We start from the raw sequence: 18,239 nt of genomic DNA on the forward strand, positions 1-18,239 counted from the left end.
GCGATAGCGATCTACCATTCAACATCTCTGTTGAATGTTAAGCCGCTATCGCGAGCAAGCTCGCTCCCACAGGGGAATGCATTCCGTCAGGCGAATTCAGGGGTGGAGGCGTAAGCCTGTTCCAGCAACACAGTGAAGCGGTTGAACGCGTCGATAGCGCCTTTATCCAACTCGGCTTCTTCTTGTGCGTTGAGTTCCAGCCCGTCGAGGGTTTTGACGAAGCTCTTCCAGCCTTCAGCGCGGCCACCGGCCGGTTCACCGAGATGGCGGGCACCAAAGGTTTCGCTCAAGCCGAGACCCACAGCACGCTTGATCAGGAACGCCGCGCCAAGTTTCGAACCTTCTGACACGAACAGCCAACCCAGCGCCTCGGCTTTGGTTGGATTCTTCACCGCCCCGGCGACGGGGGCCGGAACTTCAGTTTCCAGATCAGCCAGATCCGCCTTGGCCGCTTCAGCACGGCAGCGAGCTGGCAGGTCCGGGACGATGGCGGTCAATTCGGCATCGTTGTACAGCGACACCAGTTCCGACTGAAACAAATACTGAGCTACCACGAAACGCGCGAAGTTGGCCTGGGTTTCAAACGGGGCGTGGGCTTTGACCAAGGCATCAAGCTTGGTGTGAGGCTCGTTTGTGATCTGGTTCAAACGTTGCGAACGCAGAGCAGGGCGTTGAGCAGTGTCCTGAGTGGTCATGAGAAGTCCTTGAGAAAAAGAGGCGCTTGGTAACGAGACGAATAAGCAGGCGCCTGACAGTAAAAAAACCTCACTGCGCCACTTCTCTAAAAGCAGCGCAGTGAGGTGGCAGGGTCAGATATCCCAGACCAGATTGATCGCGAAGTTGCGACCCGGCTGGGTCAGGCGATCGAGGTTGGCCGGTTGAGTCACCGAGGCTTCGCCGACGCTGTCGTAACCGCGCACGTCGTCCCACTGCCAGTACTTCTTGTTGGTCAGGTTGTACAAGCCGGCGTTGACGGTTACGTCGTCGGTCACCTTGTAGAAGCCAGCCAGATCGAGCACGCCATAACCCGGCGTCTTGAATTGGGTGCTGGTGCCGTCAGGGGTTTTGAAGCTGGTGCTGTCGACGCGGGTCTTGCGTTTGACCAGTGTCCAGCTCAACAGGGCGCCGTAGTTTTCCTGGTCGTAACCCAGGCCGAACACGCCAGTCAGCGGGTTGATGCTGTTCAGCGGCTGGCCGTTGTCATCGTTACGGCCATACAGGTAGGCCATCGAGCCTTGGGTATAGAGACCGGTTGGGGCGCCGAAGCTGTCCAGATTCAGGCGACCCTTGAGCTCCACGCCTTTGATGGTGGCGTGAGCGATGTTGTTGCTCTGGAATGTGGTCTCGGTGTAGCCAGGCGTGATGGCGTTCTCGTCGATGAAGTCGCGGTATTTGTTGTAGAACACCGCCACATCGAAAGTGCCTGCCTCGAACTGGCCGCGCAGGCCGGTTTCATAGCTCTTGCTCTTTTCCGGCTCCAGGTCGGGATTTGGTGCGACCTGATAGCCGCCGGCCAGGTTTTCAAAGCGACCGTACAGCGCCTTGGCGGTCGGTGTGCGGAAGCCTTCGGCGTACTGGCCATACCAAGTGTAGTGGTCGTTGAAACTATAGGTGGTGCCGAATTTTGGCGACAGACGATGCCAGGTCTTGGTGTCGTCGCTCACCACACCGTTGCCGCTTTGGTCGGCGGTGACCAGAAACTCATCCGTGATGTGTGGCTTGAGCTCGGTGTAGTCGTAGCGTGCGCCGGGCAGGAAGGTCCAGTTGCCCCAGCTGATCTGATCCTGGGCGAACAGGCTGTAGCTGTTGATGGTCGGGTCCGGGAAATCGCTGGCCGGTTTGAGGGTGTCAGCGGCGCTCGGGGCACCGATAACCCGGCACGCGCCGGCCACGGTCAGGCAGGTGCCGCTACCGGTACGCAGGCCAGTGACTTTGTCCTGTTTGATGGTGGTGCCATAGGTGACGCGGTGGTCGGTGTCGGCGATGGCAAACGACTTGTCAGCCTGGGCATCGAACACCCATTGGCGATCCTTGTAGGTGGTATCGCGGTTGCGCAGCACGGTGCGCGACGGCGCGTAGATTTCTTCGGTGCTCTGGTCAGTCTTGGCGATCTGGTAGTTCAGCGTCCACTTGATGTTGTCAGCCAGGACGCTGTCCAGGCCGAAGCTGTGTTCCAGGCCGAAGCGTTCGCGGGTGACGGTGTCGTTGCCGGTACGGGATTTATAGAAGCCGAAACCGCGTCCTGCGTTGAACGGGCCGCCCACTGCGCTCAACTGATGGGTGTCGCGGTCATCCTTGTAATGCTCGTAAGTCAGACCGAAGCGCGCATCGTCGGCGTAGTCCCAGCCCAGTTTGGCCAGCACGTTGGTGGTGCGCACGTCCTCGGGATTGGCCTCGGTGCGGTTCAGGCCGGTGCCGCCGGTTTCGCCGTAGGACTCTGTTTCATGACCATTGCGCTGACTCAAGTGCAACAGGCCGTCGAAGTCGCCGCTGCGACCGGCCACGGTACCGGAGGTCAACCAGCTGTCGTCGGCCGAGCTGTAGCCGGTTTTCAGGCGCGCGCCGACATCCTTGCCCGGTTTGATGATGTCGTCCGGGTCCAGCGTGTAGTAGCTGACCGCGCCGCCGATGGCGTTGCTGCCGTAGAGCACCGACGCCGGGCCGCGCAGAATCTCGACGCGCTTGACGATCTCGGGGTCGACGTAGTTGCGGTTGGTCTGGGCGTAAGGGCCGTTGAAGAAGCTGTCGGGCACCTGCACACCGTCGACCTGGGTCAGTACGCGGTCGCCGTCGATACCGCGGATGTTGTAGCCAGTGAGGCCGGCGCGTTGACCGGCGCCGCCCACCGAAACACCGGGCTCGTAGCGCACCAGATCCTTGATGTTATTCACGTTGTTGCGGTCCAGCTCTTCGCGGGTCTGGACGGTGACGGTGCTCGGCACGCTGTTCACGTCCTGTTCCTGACGGGTGGCGCTGATGGTCACCTGGTCCAGATTGAGCGCGTTGCTGTTGCTGCGCTTCTCCAGCACGATGTTATTGGTGCCCAGTTTGCGATAGCTCAGGTTGGTCCCCACCAACAGGCGATCGAGGGCTTTCTCTGGCGGCAGCGAACCCCGTACGCCCGGCGAGGCCACGCCTTCAGCCAGTTCTGCCGGCAAGCCGACCTGCCAACCGGTCACGGCGGTAAAGGCATTGAGTGCCGAGACCAGCGATTGCTGAGGGATGGCGAACGCGTAATCGCCCATGTTGCGGGTCGGTTGCGCTGCAGCGGTGGCGGCGCAGAGCTGCGCGCTGCCGGCCATCAGGATGGCGGCGGTCAGCAGCGACAGCACGCGAGAAGGTGAAAAAGGTTGGCGGGTAAGGCGAGAGGACATCGATAGCGCTCCGTGTCGCACGAATCTTTATAGGTGCTGATTGGCATCTGAAGATGCGAATCAATTGCATTGGCTATAACGAGACGTACGGGGTTTTGCTATCGAGTAAAAATAATTCTCATTTAGTTCAAAATCACCAGCGCCGGGAATTCCTGGAGCCGCGCCGAGGTGATGTGGGCCAACGAACGGACCACGTCCAACGGCTGGTCGAGGCGGTAATTGCCGGTGACGGCGATGTCGGCCAACTGCTCGTTGTTGTTGATGATCCAGCCTGGATAGTAACGACGCAGCTCCGTCAGCACTTGGCTCAGCGGGCAATTTTCGAACACCAGTCGACCCTGGACCCATGCCAGGTCGGTCGCGGCATCAAGTTTTGCGGGGCGATCGAAACCGTTGGGGCCGATACGGACGCTTTCTCCGGCGGACAATCGAATTCGCGCGTCGTCGCGGGTCGCTCGCAAGTCGACATCCCCACGCTGCACCCGAACCTGCGCCACGCCGTCCAGATAGCGCACCGCAAAGGCGGTGTCCCGCACGCTGGCCTTGACCGGCCCGGCGTCGATTTCCAGCGGCTGGCCGCGATTGGCCGCGACCTCGAAAAACGCCTCGCCCTGATACAAACGGGCAACGCGTTGTTGATTGTTGATGGTGCTGGAAAAGGCCGAATTGGTATTGAGCAGGACTTTCGAGCCGTCCTCCAGTTGCAGACGTTGACGTTCACCGACCACGGTCAGGTGATCAGCTTGCAGGCGCATTGGCAGGTTGCTGAAGCTGAACAATCCGAGAATCAGCACGGCCGCGGTGGCCAAGGGTTTCCAGTGCGGTCGCAGGCGCGACAGGACGGTCACTTTCGCCGGCCGGGCGGCCAGGCTCTGCGCGCATTGCACGACTTGTGGGCCCTCCCAGATCGCCTGAGCTTTGGCGAACGCCTCGGCATGCAACGGATGGGCGGCCAGCCAGTCGTGAAACTGTCGGGTCTGTTCCTCGCTCGGACTGTCCAGCACGATCAGCCAGTCCAGGGCCTGGTCCATCGCGCTTGCGGGGGCCCGCTCCGGGGAGGGCGGAGGGGGGGCGGGGGGAGGCACTGGAAGCGTGTCCGTCACGGTGTTTCCTCGGCAGTGTCTTGGCACGGCTGTTTTTTTAGTGAAGCTTGAAAGTGGGGCAAGGGTAGCAAAGCCCGATAGTCAGTGCAGGTCATCCTCACACATAGAGAATTAACCTACAGATTCAGTCGCCGTTTAACCGTTCGGCCACGCCGATGCAAATCGCCATGATCAGTTTCAGCTCCTTTTGCACCGTGCTCAATGACACGCCAAGCTTCTCGGCGATTTCCAGATAGCTGTGCCCGTGCAGACGGCTGAGGATGAATATCTGCTGCTGACGGGCGCTGAGTTCATTGAGACTCACGTTCAAACGCTCAAGTAATTGTTCGGCATGGGCGGCGTCCTCGGCACTGCTGGCGGGGGCGGCGACGCTTTCCACCACGTCCAGAGGCACGTCGTCGAGCATCGTGCGGGACTGGATTCGCCGCGCACGCAAATGGTCCAGCGCCAGGTTGCGGGCGGTCTGGAAAACGAAGGGTTCAAGGTGGTCGATGGCCCGCTCACTGAGCGCCCGGGTCACTCGCAGGTAGGTCTCCTGCAGGAGGTCTTCGGCGGTGCTGTGATTGTTGACCATCCGCTCCAACGTGCGCAGCAGAGAGACTCGCTGGGCGATGAAGACGTGATTGAAGCGAGATTGACTCACGGGAGGACCTGATCCATTTCGAGCGAATGATAATGCTTATCATCCGCTCGAGTGGTCAAGTATTGATTTGTGAAGCTGATTTTCGAAGGGCTAGGCGCGGCCCAGCAGATAGGTCGCGTAATCGGGGATCCGATGTTCGTGCGCCTGCTCCATCATCGGGCTGCTGAGCAGGTAGTCGGCGCTGCATTCATTGCAGGCCACCGGAATGTTCCAGACGGCCGCGACGCGCAATAACGCCTTGATGTCCGGGTCGTGCGGCTGTGGTTCGAACGGGTCCCAGAAGAACACCAGCATGTCGACCCGCTGCTCGGCGATTCGCGCACCGAGTTGCTGGTCGCCGCCCAACGGGCCGCTGATCATGCTCTCCACAGGCAAATCCAGGCGTTGTTGCAACAACAACCCGGTGGTGCCGGTGGCGACCAGTTCATGCTGTGCGAGCCTGCCTTTCTGCCGCTCGGCCCAGTCCAGCAAAAACACCTTGCAGTGGTCATGGGCGACCAAGGCAATACGCTTGCGCGCTGCCAGGGTCTTTTGCGTAAAGCTGATACCGATCATCGGTGCTGCTCCAGACGTTTATCCGCCGTCGGCGCTGAAGATCAAAAGATCGCAGCCTTCGGCAGCTCCTACAAAGGCATGGTGCGACGCAAAACCTGTAGGAGCTGCCGAAGGCTGCGATCTTTTGATCGTTGAACCTTCGGGCCGCCTACGGTGGTCATCGGTTTATTCAGCGTTGCACAGCGCCAGGCAGTTATCGAGCATGCGGTTGGAGAAGCCCCATTCGTTGTCGTACCAGGCCAGCACCTTGAGCAGCTTGCCGCTGGACTTGGTGTGGTTGGCGTCAAAGATCGACGACAGCGGGTTGTGGTTGAAGTCGCTGGAGACCAGCGGCAGGGTGTTGTAACCGAGAATCTTCGAGTGCTGGCTGGCTTCTTTCAGCAGTGCGTTCACTTCATCGGCCGATGCTTCGCGTTTGAGTTGCACGGTCAGGTCCACCAGCGACACGTTGATCACCGGCACGCGTACCGACATACCGGTCAGTTTGCCCGCCAGTTCCGGCAGCACCAGACCGACTGCTTCAGCCGCACCGGTTTTGCTCGGGATCATGTTCTGCGTGGCCGAACGCGCACGATACGGATCGACATGATAGACGTCGGTCAGGTGCTGATCGTTGGTGTAGGCGTGAATAGTGGTCATCAGACCGCTTTCGATTCCCAGCTCGCGGTGCAACACCTGAGCCACCGGGGCCAGGCAGTTGGTGGTGCACGAAGCATTGGAAATGATCTGGTGCGATTGGCGCAGAATGTCGTGGTTAACGCCATACACCACCGTGGCGTCGGCGCCTTTGGCCGGAGCCGAGATGATCACTTTGCGTGCGCCGGCCGTAATATGCGCGGCGGCTTTGTCGCGGTCGGTGAACAAACCGGTGCATTCGAATACGACGTCGATCTTCTCGGCAGCCCACGGCAGTTCGGCCGGGTTGCGAATGGCGCTGACAGAAATACGGTCGCCGTTGACGGTCAGGCTTTCCCGATCGTGCTGGACATCGGCATCGAACGTGCCGTGAACAGTGTCGTACTTGAGCAGATGAGCGTTCATCGCGCTGTCGCCCAGGTCATTGATGGCAACGATCTGCAGATCCTGGCGATAACCTTGGGTATACAGTGCGCGCAGGACGTTACGGCCAATTCGGCCAAAACCATTGATTGCGATTCGAAGAGTCATTTAACAGGGCCGCCGTCGTTTTGTTGTTGGAATTACAAGATTATTCGCATAAAAATAGAAAACAAGCCTTTTTAATGGCAATATTTTGTTCAATCTACAACGAGTGACCTGAATCAACTGGTCCGACCGATCAAGAAAACCGTCTGTCATCCCATCGACAACGGCTCTTGTTCAGCATAGACAATCAGGTCGCCACATCCGTTAGCCTGGAGTTCTAAACATGCATCCCCGCGTCCTTGAGGTCACCGAACGGCTTATCGCCCGCAGCCGCGCCACGCGTGAGGCTTACCTTGCACTGATTCGTGGTGCTGCCAGCGACGGTCCCATGCGCGGCAAGCTGCAATGCGCCAACTTTGCCCACGGCGTGGCCGGTTGCGGCACCGACGACAAGAACAGTCTGCGGATGATGAACTCCGCCAACATTGCGATTGTTTCGTCCTATAACGACATGCTCTCGGCGCACCAGCCGTACGAAGTCTTTCCTGAACAGATCAAAAAAGCCCTGCGTGAAATCGGCTCCGTCGGCCAGTTCGCCGGCGGCACCCCCGCCATGTGCGATGGCGTGACCCAGGGCGAACCGGGCATGGAACTGAGCCTGCCGAGCCGCGAAGTGATTGCGCTGTCCACCGCCGTGGCGCTGTCCCACAACATGTTCGACGGCGCGCTGATGCTCGGCATCTGCGACAAAATCGTGCCGGGGCTGATGATGGGCGCGCTGCGCTTTGGTCACTTGCCGACGATCTTCGTGCCAGGCGGGCCGATGGTCTCGGGCATTTCCAACAAGCAGAAAGCCGACGTGCGCCAGCGCTATGCCGAAGGCAAGGCCAGCCGCGAAGAGCTGCTGGAATCGGAGATGAAGTCCTACCACAGCCCGGGTACCTGCACCTTTTACGGCACAGCCAACACTAACCAACTGCTGATGGAAGTCATGGGCCTGCACTTGCCGGGCGCCTCTTTCGTCAACCCGAATACTCCGTTGCGTGATGCCCTGACCCGCGAAGCGGCGCATCAAGTCACGCGTCTGACCAAGCAGAGCGGCGACTTCATGCCGATCGGCGAAATCGTCGACGAACGTTCGCTGGTCAACTCCATCGTGGCCCTGCACGCCACCGGCGGCTCGACCAACCACACCTTGCACATGCCGGCGATCGCCATGGCGGCGGGCATTCAACTGACCTGGCAGGACATGGCCGACCTCTCCGAGGTGGTGCCGACCCTGAGCCACGTCTACCCGAACGGCAAAGCCGACATCAACCACTTCCAGGCTGCGGGCGGCATGTCGTTCCTGATCCGCGAACTGCTGGAAGCCGGCTTGCTCCACGAAAACGTCAACACGGTGCTGGGCCACGGTCTGAGCCGCTACACCATGGAACCGTTCCTCGAAAACGGCGAGCTGGTCTGGCGCGAAGGCCCGATCGAAAGCCTCGACGAAACCATCCTGCGTCCAGTCGCGCGTGCGTTCTCACCAGAGGGCGGCTTGCGGGTGATGGAAGGCAACCTCGGCCGCGGAGTCATGAAAGTGTCCGCCGTTGCTTTGGAAAACCAGATCGTCGAAGCACCGGCCATGGTGTTCCAGGATCAGCAGGATTTGGCCGATGCATTCAAGGCCGGTTTGCTGGAGAAAGACTTTGTCGCCGTGATGCGCTTCCAGGGGCCGCGCTCCAACGGCATGCCGGAGCTGCACAAGATGACGCCGTTCCTCGGCGTGCTGCAGGATCGCGGCTTCAAAGTCGCGCTGGTGACCGACGGGCGCATGTCCGGTGCGTCGGGGAAAATTCCGGCGGCGATTCACGTCAGCCCCGAAGCGTATGTGGGCGGCGCTTTGGCGCGGGTGCAAGAGGGCGATATCATCCGCGTCGATGGCGTCAAAGGCACTCTGGAGCTTAAGGTGGACGCCGACGAATTCGCAGCGCGCGAACCTGCCAAGGGCCTGTTGGGCAATAACATCGGCAGCGGTCGCGAACTGTTTGGTTTCATGCGCATGGCCTTCAGCTCGGCGGAGCAGGGCGCCAGCGCCTTTACTTCTGCCCTGGAGACGCTTAATTGAAACTGGCTTTGGTCGGTGACATCGGTGGGACCAACGCACGTTTCGCGTTGTGGAAAAACCAGCAGCTGGAATCGATCCAGGTGCTGGCGACGGCCGCTCACGCCAGCCCGGAAGAGGCCATTGCCCTCTACCTGAGCGGGCTTGGCCTGGCGCCGGGTTCGATCGGTTCGGTGTGCCTGTCGGTCGCCGGCCCCGTCAGCGGCGATGAATTCAAGTTCACCAACAATCACTGGCGACTCAGCCGCAAGGGGTTCTGCAACACCTTGCAGCTGGATCAACTGATGCTGGTCAATGACTTCTCGGCCATGGCGCTGGGCATGACCCGTTTGCAGCCGGACGAGTATCGGGTGGTCTGCGAAGGTACGCCGGAGCCGTTGCGGCCGGCGGTGGTGATCGGTCCGGGGACTGGCCTCGGTGTTGGCACGTTGCTGGATCTGGGGGACGGTCGTTTCGCCGCGTTGCCGGGGGAGGGCGGTCACGTCGATTTGCCGCTGAGCAGTCCGCGGGAAACTCAGTTGTGGCAGCACATCTTCAATGAGATCGGCCATGTCAGCGCCGAAACGGCGTTGAGCGGCAGCGGCTTGCCGCGGGTCTATCGGGCCATTTGTGCAGTGGACGGTCATGAACCGGTGCTGGATTCCCCCGAGTCGATTACCGCAGCCGGTCTGGCCGGCGATCCGATTGCCCTGGAAGTGCTTGAGCAGTTCTGCTGCTGGCTGGGTCGTGTGGCCGGCAACAATGTGCTGACCACGGGCGGACGGGGTGGCGTGTACATCGTGGGCGGGGTGATTCCGCGGTTCGCCGATTTCTTCATCGAAAGCGGCTTTGCCCGGTGCTTTGCCGACAAGGGCTGCATGAGCGATTACTTCAAAGGCATCCCGGTGTGGCTGGTGACGGCACCGTATTCCGGCCTTGTTGGCGCGGGTGTGGCGCTCGACCAGGCCTAAGACCGAGTCGCCTTCATCGCGAGCAAGCTCGCTCCCACAGGATTACTTACATTTTCAGAATGTGTATTTATCCCTTGTGGGAGCGAGCTTGCTCGCGATGAGGCCAGAACAGGCAACAAATATCCAAGGTCCATCAGGCATAATCCGCCCAATTCAAACAACAAGGACGCCGCCCCGTGAGCTCAGTCAACAAGTCGATTTTGTTGGTCGATGACGATCAAGAGATACGCGAGTTGCTGGACACCTACCTGACTCGCGCGGGTTTTCAGGTGCGAACCACGCCCGACGGCGCAGGCTTTCGTCAGGCGATGAACGAGGCACCGAGCGATCTGGTGATCCTCGACGTCATGCTCCCGGACGAAGACGGTTTCAGTCTCTGCCGCTGGATCCGTCAGCACCCACGTCAGGCGCAGGTGCCGATCATCATGCTCACCGCCAGTTCCGACGAGGCCGACCGCGTCATCGGTCTGGAATTGGGCGCCGACGATTACCTCGGCAAACCCTTCAGCCCGCGTGAATTGCAGGCGCGCATCAAAGCCTTGTTGCGTCGCGCGCAGTTCGGTCAGGAGCGTTCGGGCGGTGAAGTATTGGCCTTCGATGACTGGCGGCTGGACATGGTCAGCCATCGCCTGTTCCACATCGACGGCGAAGAAGTGATTCTCTCCGGCGCCGATTTCGCGCTGCTGAAACTGTTCCTCGATCACCCCCAGGAAATTCTCGACCGCGACACCATCGGCAACGCCACCCGTGGTCGTGATTTGATGCCGCTGGATCGCATCGTCGACATGGCCGTTAGCCGTTTGCGCCAGCGCCTGCGCGACACCGAAAAACCGCCGCGACTGATCCGTACCGTGCGCGGCAGCGGCTACCAACTGGCCGCCAATGTGGTTGCCAGCAATGGCCACTGAGTTTTTCCGCAAGCTCGCCGCACGGATTCCCATGCCGCGCTCGCTGCTCGGGCGGATGTTGCTGCTGACGCTGTTGGCGGTGTTGTTCGCACAGACGCTGTCGAGCGTGATCTGGGTCTCGCAATTGCGCGCCACCCAGCTCGAAGGCCTGGTCACCAGCGCCCGAAGCCTCGCTCATTCGATGACGGCCAGCGTCAGTTACTTCCGCTCTCTGCCGGTAGCGTTTCGGCCATTGGTACTCGACCAGTTGCGCAGCATGGGCGGCACCCGTTTTGTGGTGACGCTCAACGACAAACCCTTGGGCATGGAAGTGCTGCCGATCACCCCGCGCAAGGAAGCCGTGCTCAAGGCGGTGGACGAAGTGCTGCGCCAGTCCCTGGGCCAGGACATTGATATCTCGGTGACATTCGTCAGCCCCGAAGACCTGCGGATCTTCAACGGCGGCCTGAAACTCGATGAATTGCCGCGCTCCTGGGCGCATTACGCGCTGACCCTGGAACCGGTGAACCCGCCGGTATTGGTTACGCAAATCCAGATGGCACCGGGCGAGTGGCTGTACATCGCCTCCCTGTTGCCCGAGCCCTACACCAGTCTTGAAGAGCAAGGCCTGCCGGCGCAGCAAGTCTGGTTCATCGTGCTCACCAGCGGCTTCTTGCTGTTGTTCATCGGCTTGCTGGTGCACTGGCAGAGCCGGCCGCTCAAACGTTTGGCGCGGGCTGCCCGGGACATGTCCCTCGGCGCGGAAGTCGAGCCAGTGGCCGAGGGTGGCGGCAGTGAAGTGGTTGAGGTCGGCCGCGCCTTCAATGCGATGCGCGAACGTATCAGCCGTTACCTGACCGAGCGCAGCCAGTTGTTCAGCGCAATATCCCATGACTTGCGCACGCCGATTACCCGCTTGCGGTTACGCGTTGAATTGCTCGAAGACGAAACGCTGCAAGCCAAGTTCGGCCGTGATCTGGATGAGCTGGAGCTGCTGGTCAAAGGCGCGTTGCAATGCGTGAAAGACACCGACATCCACGAAAACATCGAACCGGTGGACCTCAACCATGTACTTGATTGTCTGGTGGAGCCGTATCTGGCGCCCAACGGCAATGGTCGCGTCACCCAACAAGGGCGTGCGCTGGCGGCGTATCCGGGGAAGCCGCTGGCGCTCAAGCGTTGCATCGGCAACCTGATCGACAATGCCTTGAAGTATGGGCAGAACGCGCATTTGCACATTGATGACGACCAGAGTGCGTTCATCCTGCATGTGGACGATGAGGGGCCGGGTGTGCCGGAACAGCGGATGGAACAGGTATTCGAACCGCACTTCCGCCTGGCCGGGCAGCAGCAGGGTTATGGGTTGGGATTGGGGATTGCGCGAAATATTGCGCATAGCCATGGGGGTGAGGTCAGCCTGCAGAATTTGCGTGAGGGCGGGTTGCGGGTGACGTTGCAGTTGCCTCGCAGTGTTGATTAGCCACACAGCGTTATCGTTCATCGCGAGCAAGCTCGCTCCCACATTGGATCTGTGTAAAACGCATAACCCCTGTGGGAGCGAGCTTGCTCGCGATGGCGTCATATCCTTCAACACATTCCTCAAGAAAAATGTCACAAGCTGGTGACATAACTCGCCCCCTTCGTTACAAGCCCACCCCCGCCCGTTGTTTAGACTGCCCCCAGTCATAACAACAAAAAAGGCACCCCATGGACACCTTCCAACCCGCTTTCAGCAGTTGGCTGAACGCCCCCGCCCATCAGCAATGGCTCGCCAACGAAGGCCTGCGCCTGCTGGCGTTTGCCAAGGCTTCAATGCTTCCCGAAGGCTTCGGCAATCTCGATGAAAAGGGCCATCACCCGGCCAACGCTCAAGCCGAAACCATGAGCACCGCGCGCATGACCCACAGCTTCGCCATGGCCCACATTCAGGGCTTGCCGGGTTTCGCCGAGCTGGTGGATCACGGTGTCAAAGCCCTCAGTGGCCCATTGCGTGACGCCGAACACGGTGGCTGGTTCGCTGCCCCCGAGCATCGTGACGGCAACACCGGCAAGGCGGCTTACCTGCACGCCTTCGTCGCTCTGGCCGCCAGTTCTGCGGTTGTCGCTCAGCGTCCCGGCGCGCAGGCCTTGCTCGACGATGCCATCGACATCATCGACGCGCATTTCTGGAGCGAGGAGGAGGGCGCGATGCGCGAATCCTTCAACCGCGACTGGAATGAAGAGGAAAGCTATCGCGGCGCCAACAGCAACATGCACGCCACCGAAGCCTTTCTCGCGTTGGCCGATGTCACTGAAGAGAACCGTTGGCTGTGCCGCGCCCAGCGCATCGTCGAGCGCGTCATCCACGGTTACGCCGCAGCCAACGATTACCTGGTGGTCGAGCATTTCGACCGCGACTGGCAACCCTTGCACGAATACAACCACGACAACCCGGCCGATGGTTTTCGCCCCTACGGCACCACGCCGGGTCACGGTTTCGAATGGGCCCGGTTGATGCTGCATCTCGAAGCGGCGCGGGTTAAGGCCGGGATGCTGACGCCGGGCTGGCTCGCCAGCGACGCGCAAAAACTCTTCGACCACAACTGCCGTCACGGCTGGGATGTCGACGGGGCGCCGGGGATTGTTTACACCCTCGACTGGGACAATCGCGCCGTGGTTCGCCATCGCCTGCACTGGACCCATTGCGAAGCCAGCGCCGCCGCCAGTGCGCTGCTTAAACGCACAGGCGATGCGCAATACGAAAGCTGGTACCGACTATTTTGGGAATTCTGCGACAGCCATTTCATCGACCGCGAAAGCGGCAGCTGGCATCACGAACTCGATCCGCAGAATCACCCGAGCGCTGATATCTGGGCTGGTAAACCTGATCTTTATCACGCCTGGCAAGCCGTATTGATCCCGCGATTGCCTCTGGCGCCGAGCATGGCGACTGCCCTGGCACAGTTATCCCAGAGCGCTCCTGTGTAACCATGTGGTGACATTCGGACGTCCCTTCGTTACCTGCGAAGGGGTCACTCCTGTTTAAAATCCTATGTAGCGCAAGCACCAGACTTGCATGCATAACAACAAGAAAGGTACTACTAGATGAATGCGATCTCTCGCCTCGCTACTGTCATTTCTCTCGCCTCACTGCTTCCCCTGTCTGCATTCCCGCTGAGTGCACTTGCTGCCGATTCCAAAGGTTCGGTGGAAGTCGTTCACTGGTGGACCTCTGGTGGTGAAAAGGCCGCGGTCGATGTTCTGAAGGCCCAAGTCGAAAAAGACGGCTTTACCTGGAAGGACGGCGCAGTCGCCGGTGGCGGCGGTTCCACTGCCATGACCGTACTCAAAAGCCGCGCCGTCGCCGGTAACCCGCCGGGCGTTGCCCAGATCAAAGGTCCGGACATCCAGGAGTGGGGCAGCACTGGCCTGCTCAGCACCGATACCCTGAAAGACGTTGCCAAGTCCGAAGGCTGGGATGGCCTGCTGTCGAAGAAAGTCTCCGACACCGTCAAATACGAAGGTGACTACGTCGCCGTGCCGGTGAACATTCACCGCGTCAACTGGCTGTGGATCAACCCGGAAGTCTTCAAGAAAGCCGGGATCGAAAAAGCCCCTACTACCCTCGAAGAATTCTATGCCGCTGGCGACAAGCTGAAAGCCGCAGGCTTCATCGCGCTTGCCCACGGTGGCCAGCCTTGGCAGGACAGCACCGTGTTTGAAGACGTGGTGCTCTCGGTCATGGGCGCTGACGGTTACAAGAAAGCCCTGGTAGACCTGGATCAGAAAACCCTCTCGGGTGCCGAGATGACCAAGTCGTTCACCGAGCTGAAAAAAATCACGGGCTACATGGACCCGAACCGCGCCGGTCGTGACTGGAACATCGCGGCGGCCGACGTCATCAACGGCAAGGCCGGTATGCAGATGATGGGCGACTGGGCCAAGAGCGAATGGACCGCTGCCAAGAAAGTAGCGGGCAAGGACTACCAGTGCGTGCCATTCCCGGGCACCGAAAAAGCCTTCACTTACAACATCGACTCGATGGCTGTGTTCAAGCTCAAAGCCGATCGCAAAGGCGACATCGCCGCTCAGCAAGACCTGGCCAAGGTCGCGTTGGGTAAAGACTTCCAGAAAGTCTTCAGCATCAACAAAGGTTCGATCCCGGTGCGTACCGACATGCTTAACGACATGAGCGGCCTGGGCTTCGATTCCTGCGCTCAGGCAGCTGCCAAGGATTTCCTTGCAGACGAGAAGACTGGCGGCCTGCAACCGAGCATGGCGCACAACATGGCCACTTCCCTGGCCGTGCAGGGCGCGATCTTCGATGTGGTGACCAACTTCATGAACGACAAGAACGCTGACCCGGCCAAGGCCAGCGCCCAACTGGCATCGGCCGTCAAAGCCGCCCAGTAATTCCTGCGGCATTTACCTGAGTGAGTTCCCCCTGTGGGAGCGAGCTTGCTCGCGATAGCTGGCTGACATTCAAAAGAGATGTCGACTGTTACACCGCTATCGCGAGCAAGCTCGCTCCCACAAGGGATCACCCTCTGATCCTCACCTCTTCACCTGGATTATCCCGATGAGCTCTGTGGCGGTTTTCAGCAAAGCCTCACCGTTCGACGCACTGCAGCGCTGGCTCCCCAAGCTGGTTTTGGCGCCAAGCATGCTGATCGTCCTGGTTGGTTTTTACGGTTACATCATCTGGACATTCGTTCTGTCCTTCACCAATTCCAGCTTCATGCCGAGCTACAAATGGGTCGGCCTGCAGCAATACATCCGTCTGATGGACAACGATCGCTGGTGGGTCGCGAGCAAAAACCTCGCGGTCTTCGGCGGCATGTTCATCGGCATCAGCCTGGTGCTGGGGGTGTTCCTGGCGGTGCTGCTGGATCAGCGCATTCGCAAGGAAGGTTTCATCCGCACCGTTTACCTGTACCCGATGGCGCTCTCGATGATCGTCACCGGTACCGCGTGGAAATGGCTGCTCAACCCAGGCCTGGGCCTGGACAAAATGCTGCGTGACTGGGGCTGGGAAGGCTTTCGTCTCGACTGGCTGGTGGATCAGGATCGCGTGGTGTATTGCCTGGTGATCGCTGCTGTGTGGCAAGCCTCCGGGTTTGTGATGGCGATGTTCCTGGCCGGCCTGCGTGGTGTCGATCAATCGATCATCCGTGCCGCGCAAGTCGACGGTGCGAGCCTGCCGACCATCTACCTGAAGATCGTGTTGCCGAGCCTGCGCCCGGTGTTCTTCAGCGCCTTCATGATCCTCGCGCACATCGCGATCAAGAGCTTCGACCTGGTGGCGGCAATGACCGCTGGCGGTCCGGGCTACTCGTCCGACTTGCCCGCGATGTTCATGTATTCCTTCACCTTCAGCCGTGGCCAGATGGGCATTGGTTCGGCCAGCGCCATGATGATGCTCGGCGCGATCCTGGCGATTCTGGTGCCGTATCTGTACTCCGAATTGCGAGGCAAACGCCATGAGTAATCAACTCGGAAAACCGGCGATCAGCTTCAGCCGCATCGCAATCTACGCCACGCTGTTGCTGGCCGCCGCGATCTACCTGATCCCGCTGGTGGTGATGCTGCTGACCAGTTTCAAATCCCCGGAAGACATCCGCACCGGCAACCTGTTGAGCTGGCCGCAAGTGATTGACGGCATTGGCTGGATCAAGGCCTGGGACGTGGTGGGCGGCTACTTCTGGAACTCGGTGAAAATCACCGTGCCGGCGGTTCTGATCTCTACCTTCATCGGTGCCATGAACGGTTACGTACTGTCGATGTGGCGCTTCCGGGGTTCGCAACTGTTCTTCGGTCTGCTGCTGTTCGGCTGCTTCCTGCCGTTCCAGACCGTGCTGTTGCCAGCCTCGTTCACCCTCGGCAAGTTCGGCCTGGCCAACACCACCACCGGTCTGGTGCTGGTGCACGTGGTCTACGGCCTGGCGTTCACCACGCTGTTCTTCCGCAACTACTACGTGAGCATTCCGGATGCGCTGGTCAAGGCTGCACGGCTTGATGGCGCGGGCTTCTTCACGATTTTCTGGAAGATCCTGCTGCCGATGTCGATCCCGATCGTGATGGTCTGCCTGATCTGGCAGTTCACCCAGATCTGGAATGACTTCCTGTTCGGCGTGGTCTTCGCCAGTGGTGATGCCCAGCCAATTACCGTGGCCCTGAACAACCTGGTCAACACCAGCACCGGGGCCAAGGAATACAACGTTGATATGGCCGCCGCGATGATCGCCGGGCTGCCGACACTGCTGGTCTACATATTCGCTGGCAAGTATTTCCTGCGTGGGCTGACGTCCGGCGCGGTCAAGGGGTAGAACATGGCAACTCTCGAATTACGCAACGTCAACAAGACCTACGGCGCCGGATTGCCGGACACCCTGAAAAACATCGAACTGAAGATCGATGACGGTGAGTTCCTGATCCTGGTCGGCCCGTCGGGCTGCGGTAAATCCACGCTGATGAATTGCATCGCCGGTCTGGAAAACATCAGCGGCGGCGCCATCCTGGTGGACGACGCCGACATCAGCGGCATGAGCCCGAAAGATCGCGACATCGCCATGGTGTTCCAGTCCTACGCGCTGTACCCGACGATGAGCGTGCGCGACAACATCGCCTTCGGTTTGAAGATTCGCAAAATGCCGGCCGCTGAAATCGACGAAGAAGTCGCCCGCGTGGCCAAGCTGTTGCAGATCGAACATTTGCTCAGCCGCAAACCCGGCCAGCTCTCCGGTGGTCAGCAACAGCGCGTGGCGATGGGCCGTGCCCTGGCGCGGCGGCCGAAGATTTACCTGTTCGACGAACCACTGTCCAACCTCGACGCCAAGCTGCGCGTCGAGATGCGCACCGAAATGAAACTGATGCACCAGCGCCTGAAAACCACCACGGTCTACGTGACCCACGACCAGATCGAAGCCATGACCCTGGGCGACAAAGTGGCGGTGATGAAGGACGGGATCATCCAGCAGTTCGGCACGCCGAAAGACATCTACAACAACCCGGCCAACCTGTTCGTGGCGAGCTTCATCGGTTCGCCACCGATGAACTTCATCCCGCTGCGTTTGCAGCGCAAGGACGGTCGCCTGGTGGCGCTGCTCGACAGCGGTCAGGCGCGCTGCGAATTGCCGTTGGGCATGCAGGACGCCGGTCTTGAAGACCGCGAAGTGATCCTCGGCATGCGCCCGGAGCAGATCGTTTTGGCGGGCAGCGAGCCGAACGGTTTGCCGATCATTCGCGCCGAAGTCCAGGTCACCGAGCCAACCGGTCCCGACACCCTGGTGTTCGTCAATCTCAACGAAACCAAAGTCTGCTGCCGTCTGGCGCCGGACGTTGCACCGGCCGTGGGCGAGACCCTGACCCTGCAATTCGATCCATCGAAAGTGCTGTTGTTCGATGCCAAGACCGGGGAGCGCCTGGGGGTGGCCGGTCAGCCTAAAACCGAGAGCCACAACGCCAACGTCGCGCAATTCAAAGGCCGCTGAAGATCAAATGTGGGAATGGGATTGTGTGGGAGCGGGCTTGCCCGCGA

15 protein-coding genes are annotated in these 18,239 nt (G+C 60.1%); 9 read left to right on the forward strand and 6 right to left on the reverse strand.

Annotated features, from left to right (window positions below; genetic code table 11):
• Window positions 1-86: 86 nt before the first annotated feature.
• The 6 genes from ACIQU2_RS18565 to gap all read right to left on the reverse strand — a co-directional run bounded on the left by ACIQU2_RS18565 (window position 87) and on the right by gap (window position 6,842).
• Complete coding sequence (locus ACIQU2_RS18565) at window positions 87-695, reverse strand: biliverdin-producing heme oxygenase (protein WP_403143171.1); 609 nt, start codon at window positions 693-695, stop codon at window positions 87-89.
• Between the two features lie 114 nt (window positions 696-809).
• Window positions 810-3,374: a TonB-dependent receptor gene (locus ACIQU2_RS18570; protein ID WP_403143174.1), complete on the reverse strand. Its 2,565-nt coding sequence runs from the start codon at window positions 3,372-3,374 to the stop codon at window positions 810-812.
• Between the two features lie 122 nt (window positions 3,375-3,496).
• Entirely contained in the window at window positions 3,497-4,405 is a 909-nt protein-coding gene (locus ACIQU2_RS18575) for a FecR family protein (protein WP_403143177.1), read from the reverse strand.
• A 196-nt stretch (window positions 4,406-4,601) separates the two neighbouring features.
• Window positions 4,602-5,120, reverse strand: a complete 519-nt coding sequence (locus ACIQU2_RS18580) for an RNA polymerase sigma factor (RefSeq protein ID WP_033056830.1) — start codon at window positions 5,118-5,120, stop codon at window positions 4,602-4,604.
• A gap of 90 nt (window positions 5,121-5,210) precedes the next feature.
• Window positions 5,211-5,675 carry a methylglyoxal synthase gene (locus ACIQU2_RS18585; RefSeq protein ID WP_403143179.1) on the reverse strand — a complete coding sequence of 155 codons (465 nt, stop codon included), beginning with the start codon at window positions 5,673-5,675 and terminating at the stop codon, window positions 5,211-5,213.
• Window positions 5,676-5,840: 165 nt separating this feature from the next.
• Entirely contained in the window at window positions 5,841-6,842 is a 1,002-nt protein-coding gene (gene gap, locus ACIQU2_RS18590; protein WP_129437806.1) for a type I glyceraldehyde-3-phosphate dehydrogenase, read from the reverse strand.
• Window positions 6,843-7,062: 220 nt separating this feature from the next.
• Between gap and edd the strand changes: the two genes are divergently transcribed.
• The 9 genes from edd (at window position 7,063) to ACIQU2_RS18635 (ending at window position 18,192) form a co-directional block, all read left to right on the forward strand.
• Complete coding sequence (edd, locus tag ACIQU2_RS18595) at window positions 7,063-8,889, forward strand: phosphogluconate dehydratase (protein ID WP_347804646.1); 1,827 nt, start codon at window positions 7,063-7,065, stop codon at window positions 8,887-8,889.
• On the forward strand, window positions 8,886-9,836 hold the full coding sequence (locus tag ACIQU2_RS18600) for a glucokinase (RefSeq protein WP_403143184.1): 951 nt from the start codon (window positions 8,886-8,888) through the stop codon (window positions 9,834-9,836). Before edd ends, ACIQU2_RS18600 begins: the two co-directional genes overlap by 4 nt.
• 176 nt (window positions 9,837-10,012) lie before the next feature.
• Entirely contained in the window at window positions 10,013-10,744 is a 732-nt protein-coding gene (locus ACIQU2_RS18605) for a response regulator (protein ID WP_010457397.1), read from the forward strand.
• Entirely contained in the window at window positions 10,734-12,203 is a 1,470-nt protein-coding gene (locus ACIQU2_RS18610; RefSeq protein WP_403143187.1) for an ATP-binding protein, read from the forward strand. The genes ACIQU2_RS18605 and ACIQU2_RS18610 overlap by 11 nt, the downstream gene beginning before the upstream one ends.
• Window positions 12,204-12,430: 227 nt before the next feature.
• Entirely contained in the window at window positions 12,431-13,690 is a 1,260-nt protein-coding gene (locus ACIQU2_RS18615) for an AGE family epimerase/isomerase (protein ID WP_403143189.1), read from the forward strand.
• Window positions 13,691-13,807: 117 nt separating this feature from the next.
• Window positions 13,808-15,115, forward strand: coding sequence for an ABC transporter substrate-binding protein (locus ACIQU2_RS18620; RefSeq protein WP_347804642.1), 1,308 nt, complete (start codon window positions 13,808-13,810; stop codon window positions 15,113-15,115).
• A gap of 166 nt (window positions 15,116-15,281) precedes the next feature.
• Window positions 15,282-16,190 (forward strand): carbohydrate ABC transporter permease, encoded by a 909-nt coding sequence (locus ACIQU2_RS18625; protein ID WP_007902369.1) that lies wholly within the window; start codon window positions 15,282-15,284, stop codon window positions 16,188-16,190.
• Window positions 16,183-17,028 carry a carbohydrate ABC transporter permease gene (locus tag ACIQU2_RS18630; RefSeq protein ID WP_008155862.1) on the forward strand — a complete coding sequence of 282 codons (846 nt, stop codon included), beginning with the start codon at window positions 16,183-16,185 and terminating at the stop codon, window positions 17,026-17,028. Before ACIQU2_RS18625 ends, ACIQU2_RS18630 begins: the two co-directional genes overlap by 8 nt.
• Window positions 17,029-17,031: 3 nt before the next feature.
• The gene (locus tag ACIQU2_RS18635; protein WP_347804640.1) at window positions 17,032-18,192 is read left to right on the forward strand and encodes a sn-glycerol-3-phosphate ABC transporter ATP-binding protein UgpC; all 1,161 of its coding nucleotides are present in this window, start codon (window positions 17,032-17,034) and stop codon (window positions 18,190-18,192) included.
• Window positions 18,193-18,239: the final 47 nt, after the last annotated feature.

The organism is Pseudomonas sp. NPDC098740 (assembly GCF_044760065.1).
GTDB classification, from domain to species: Bacteria; Pseudomonadota; Gammaproteobacteria; order Pseudomonadales; family Pseudomonadaceae; genus Aquipseudomonas; species Aquipseudomonas rossensis.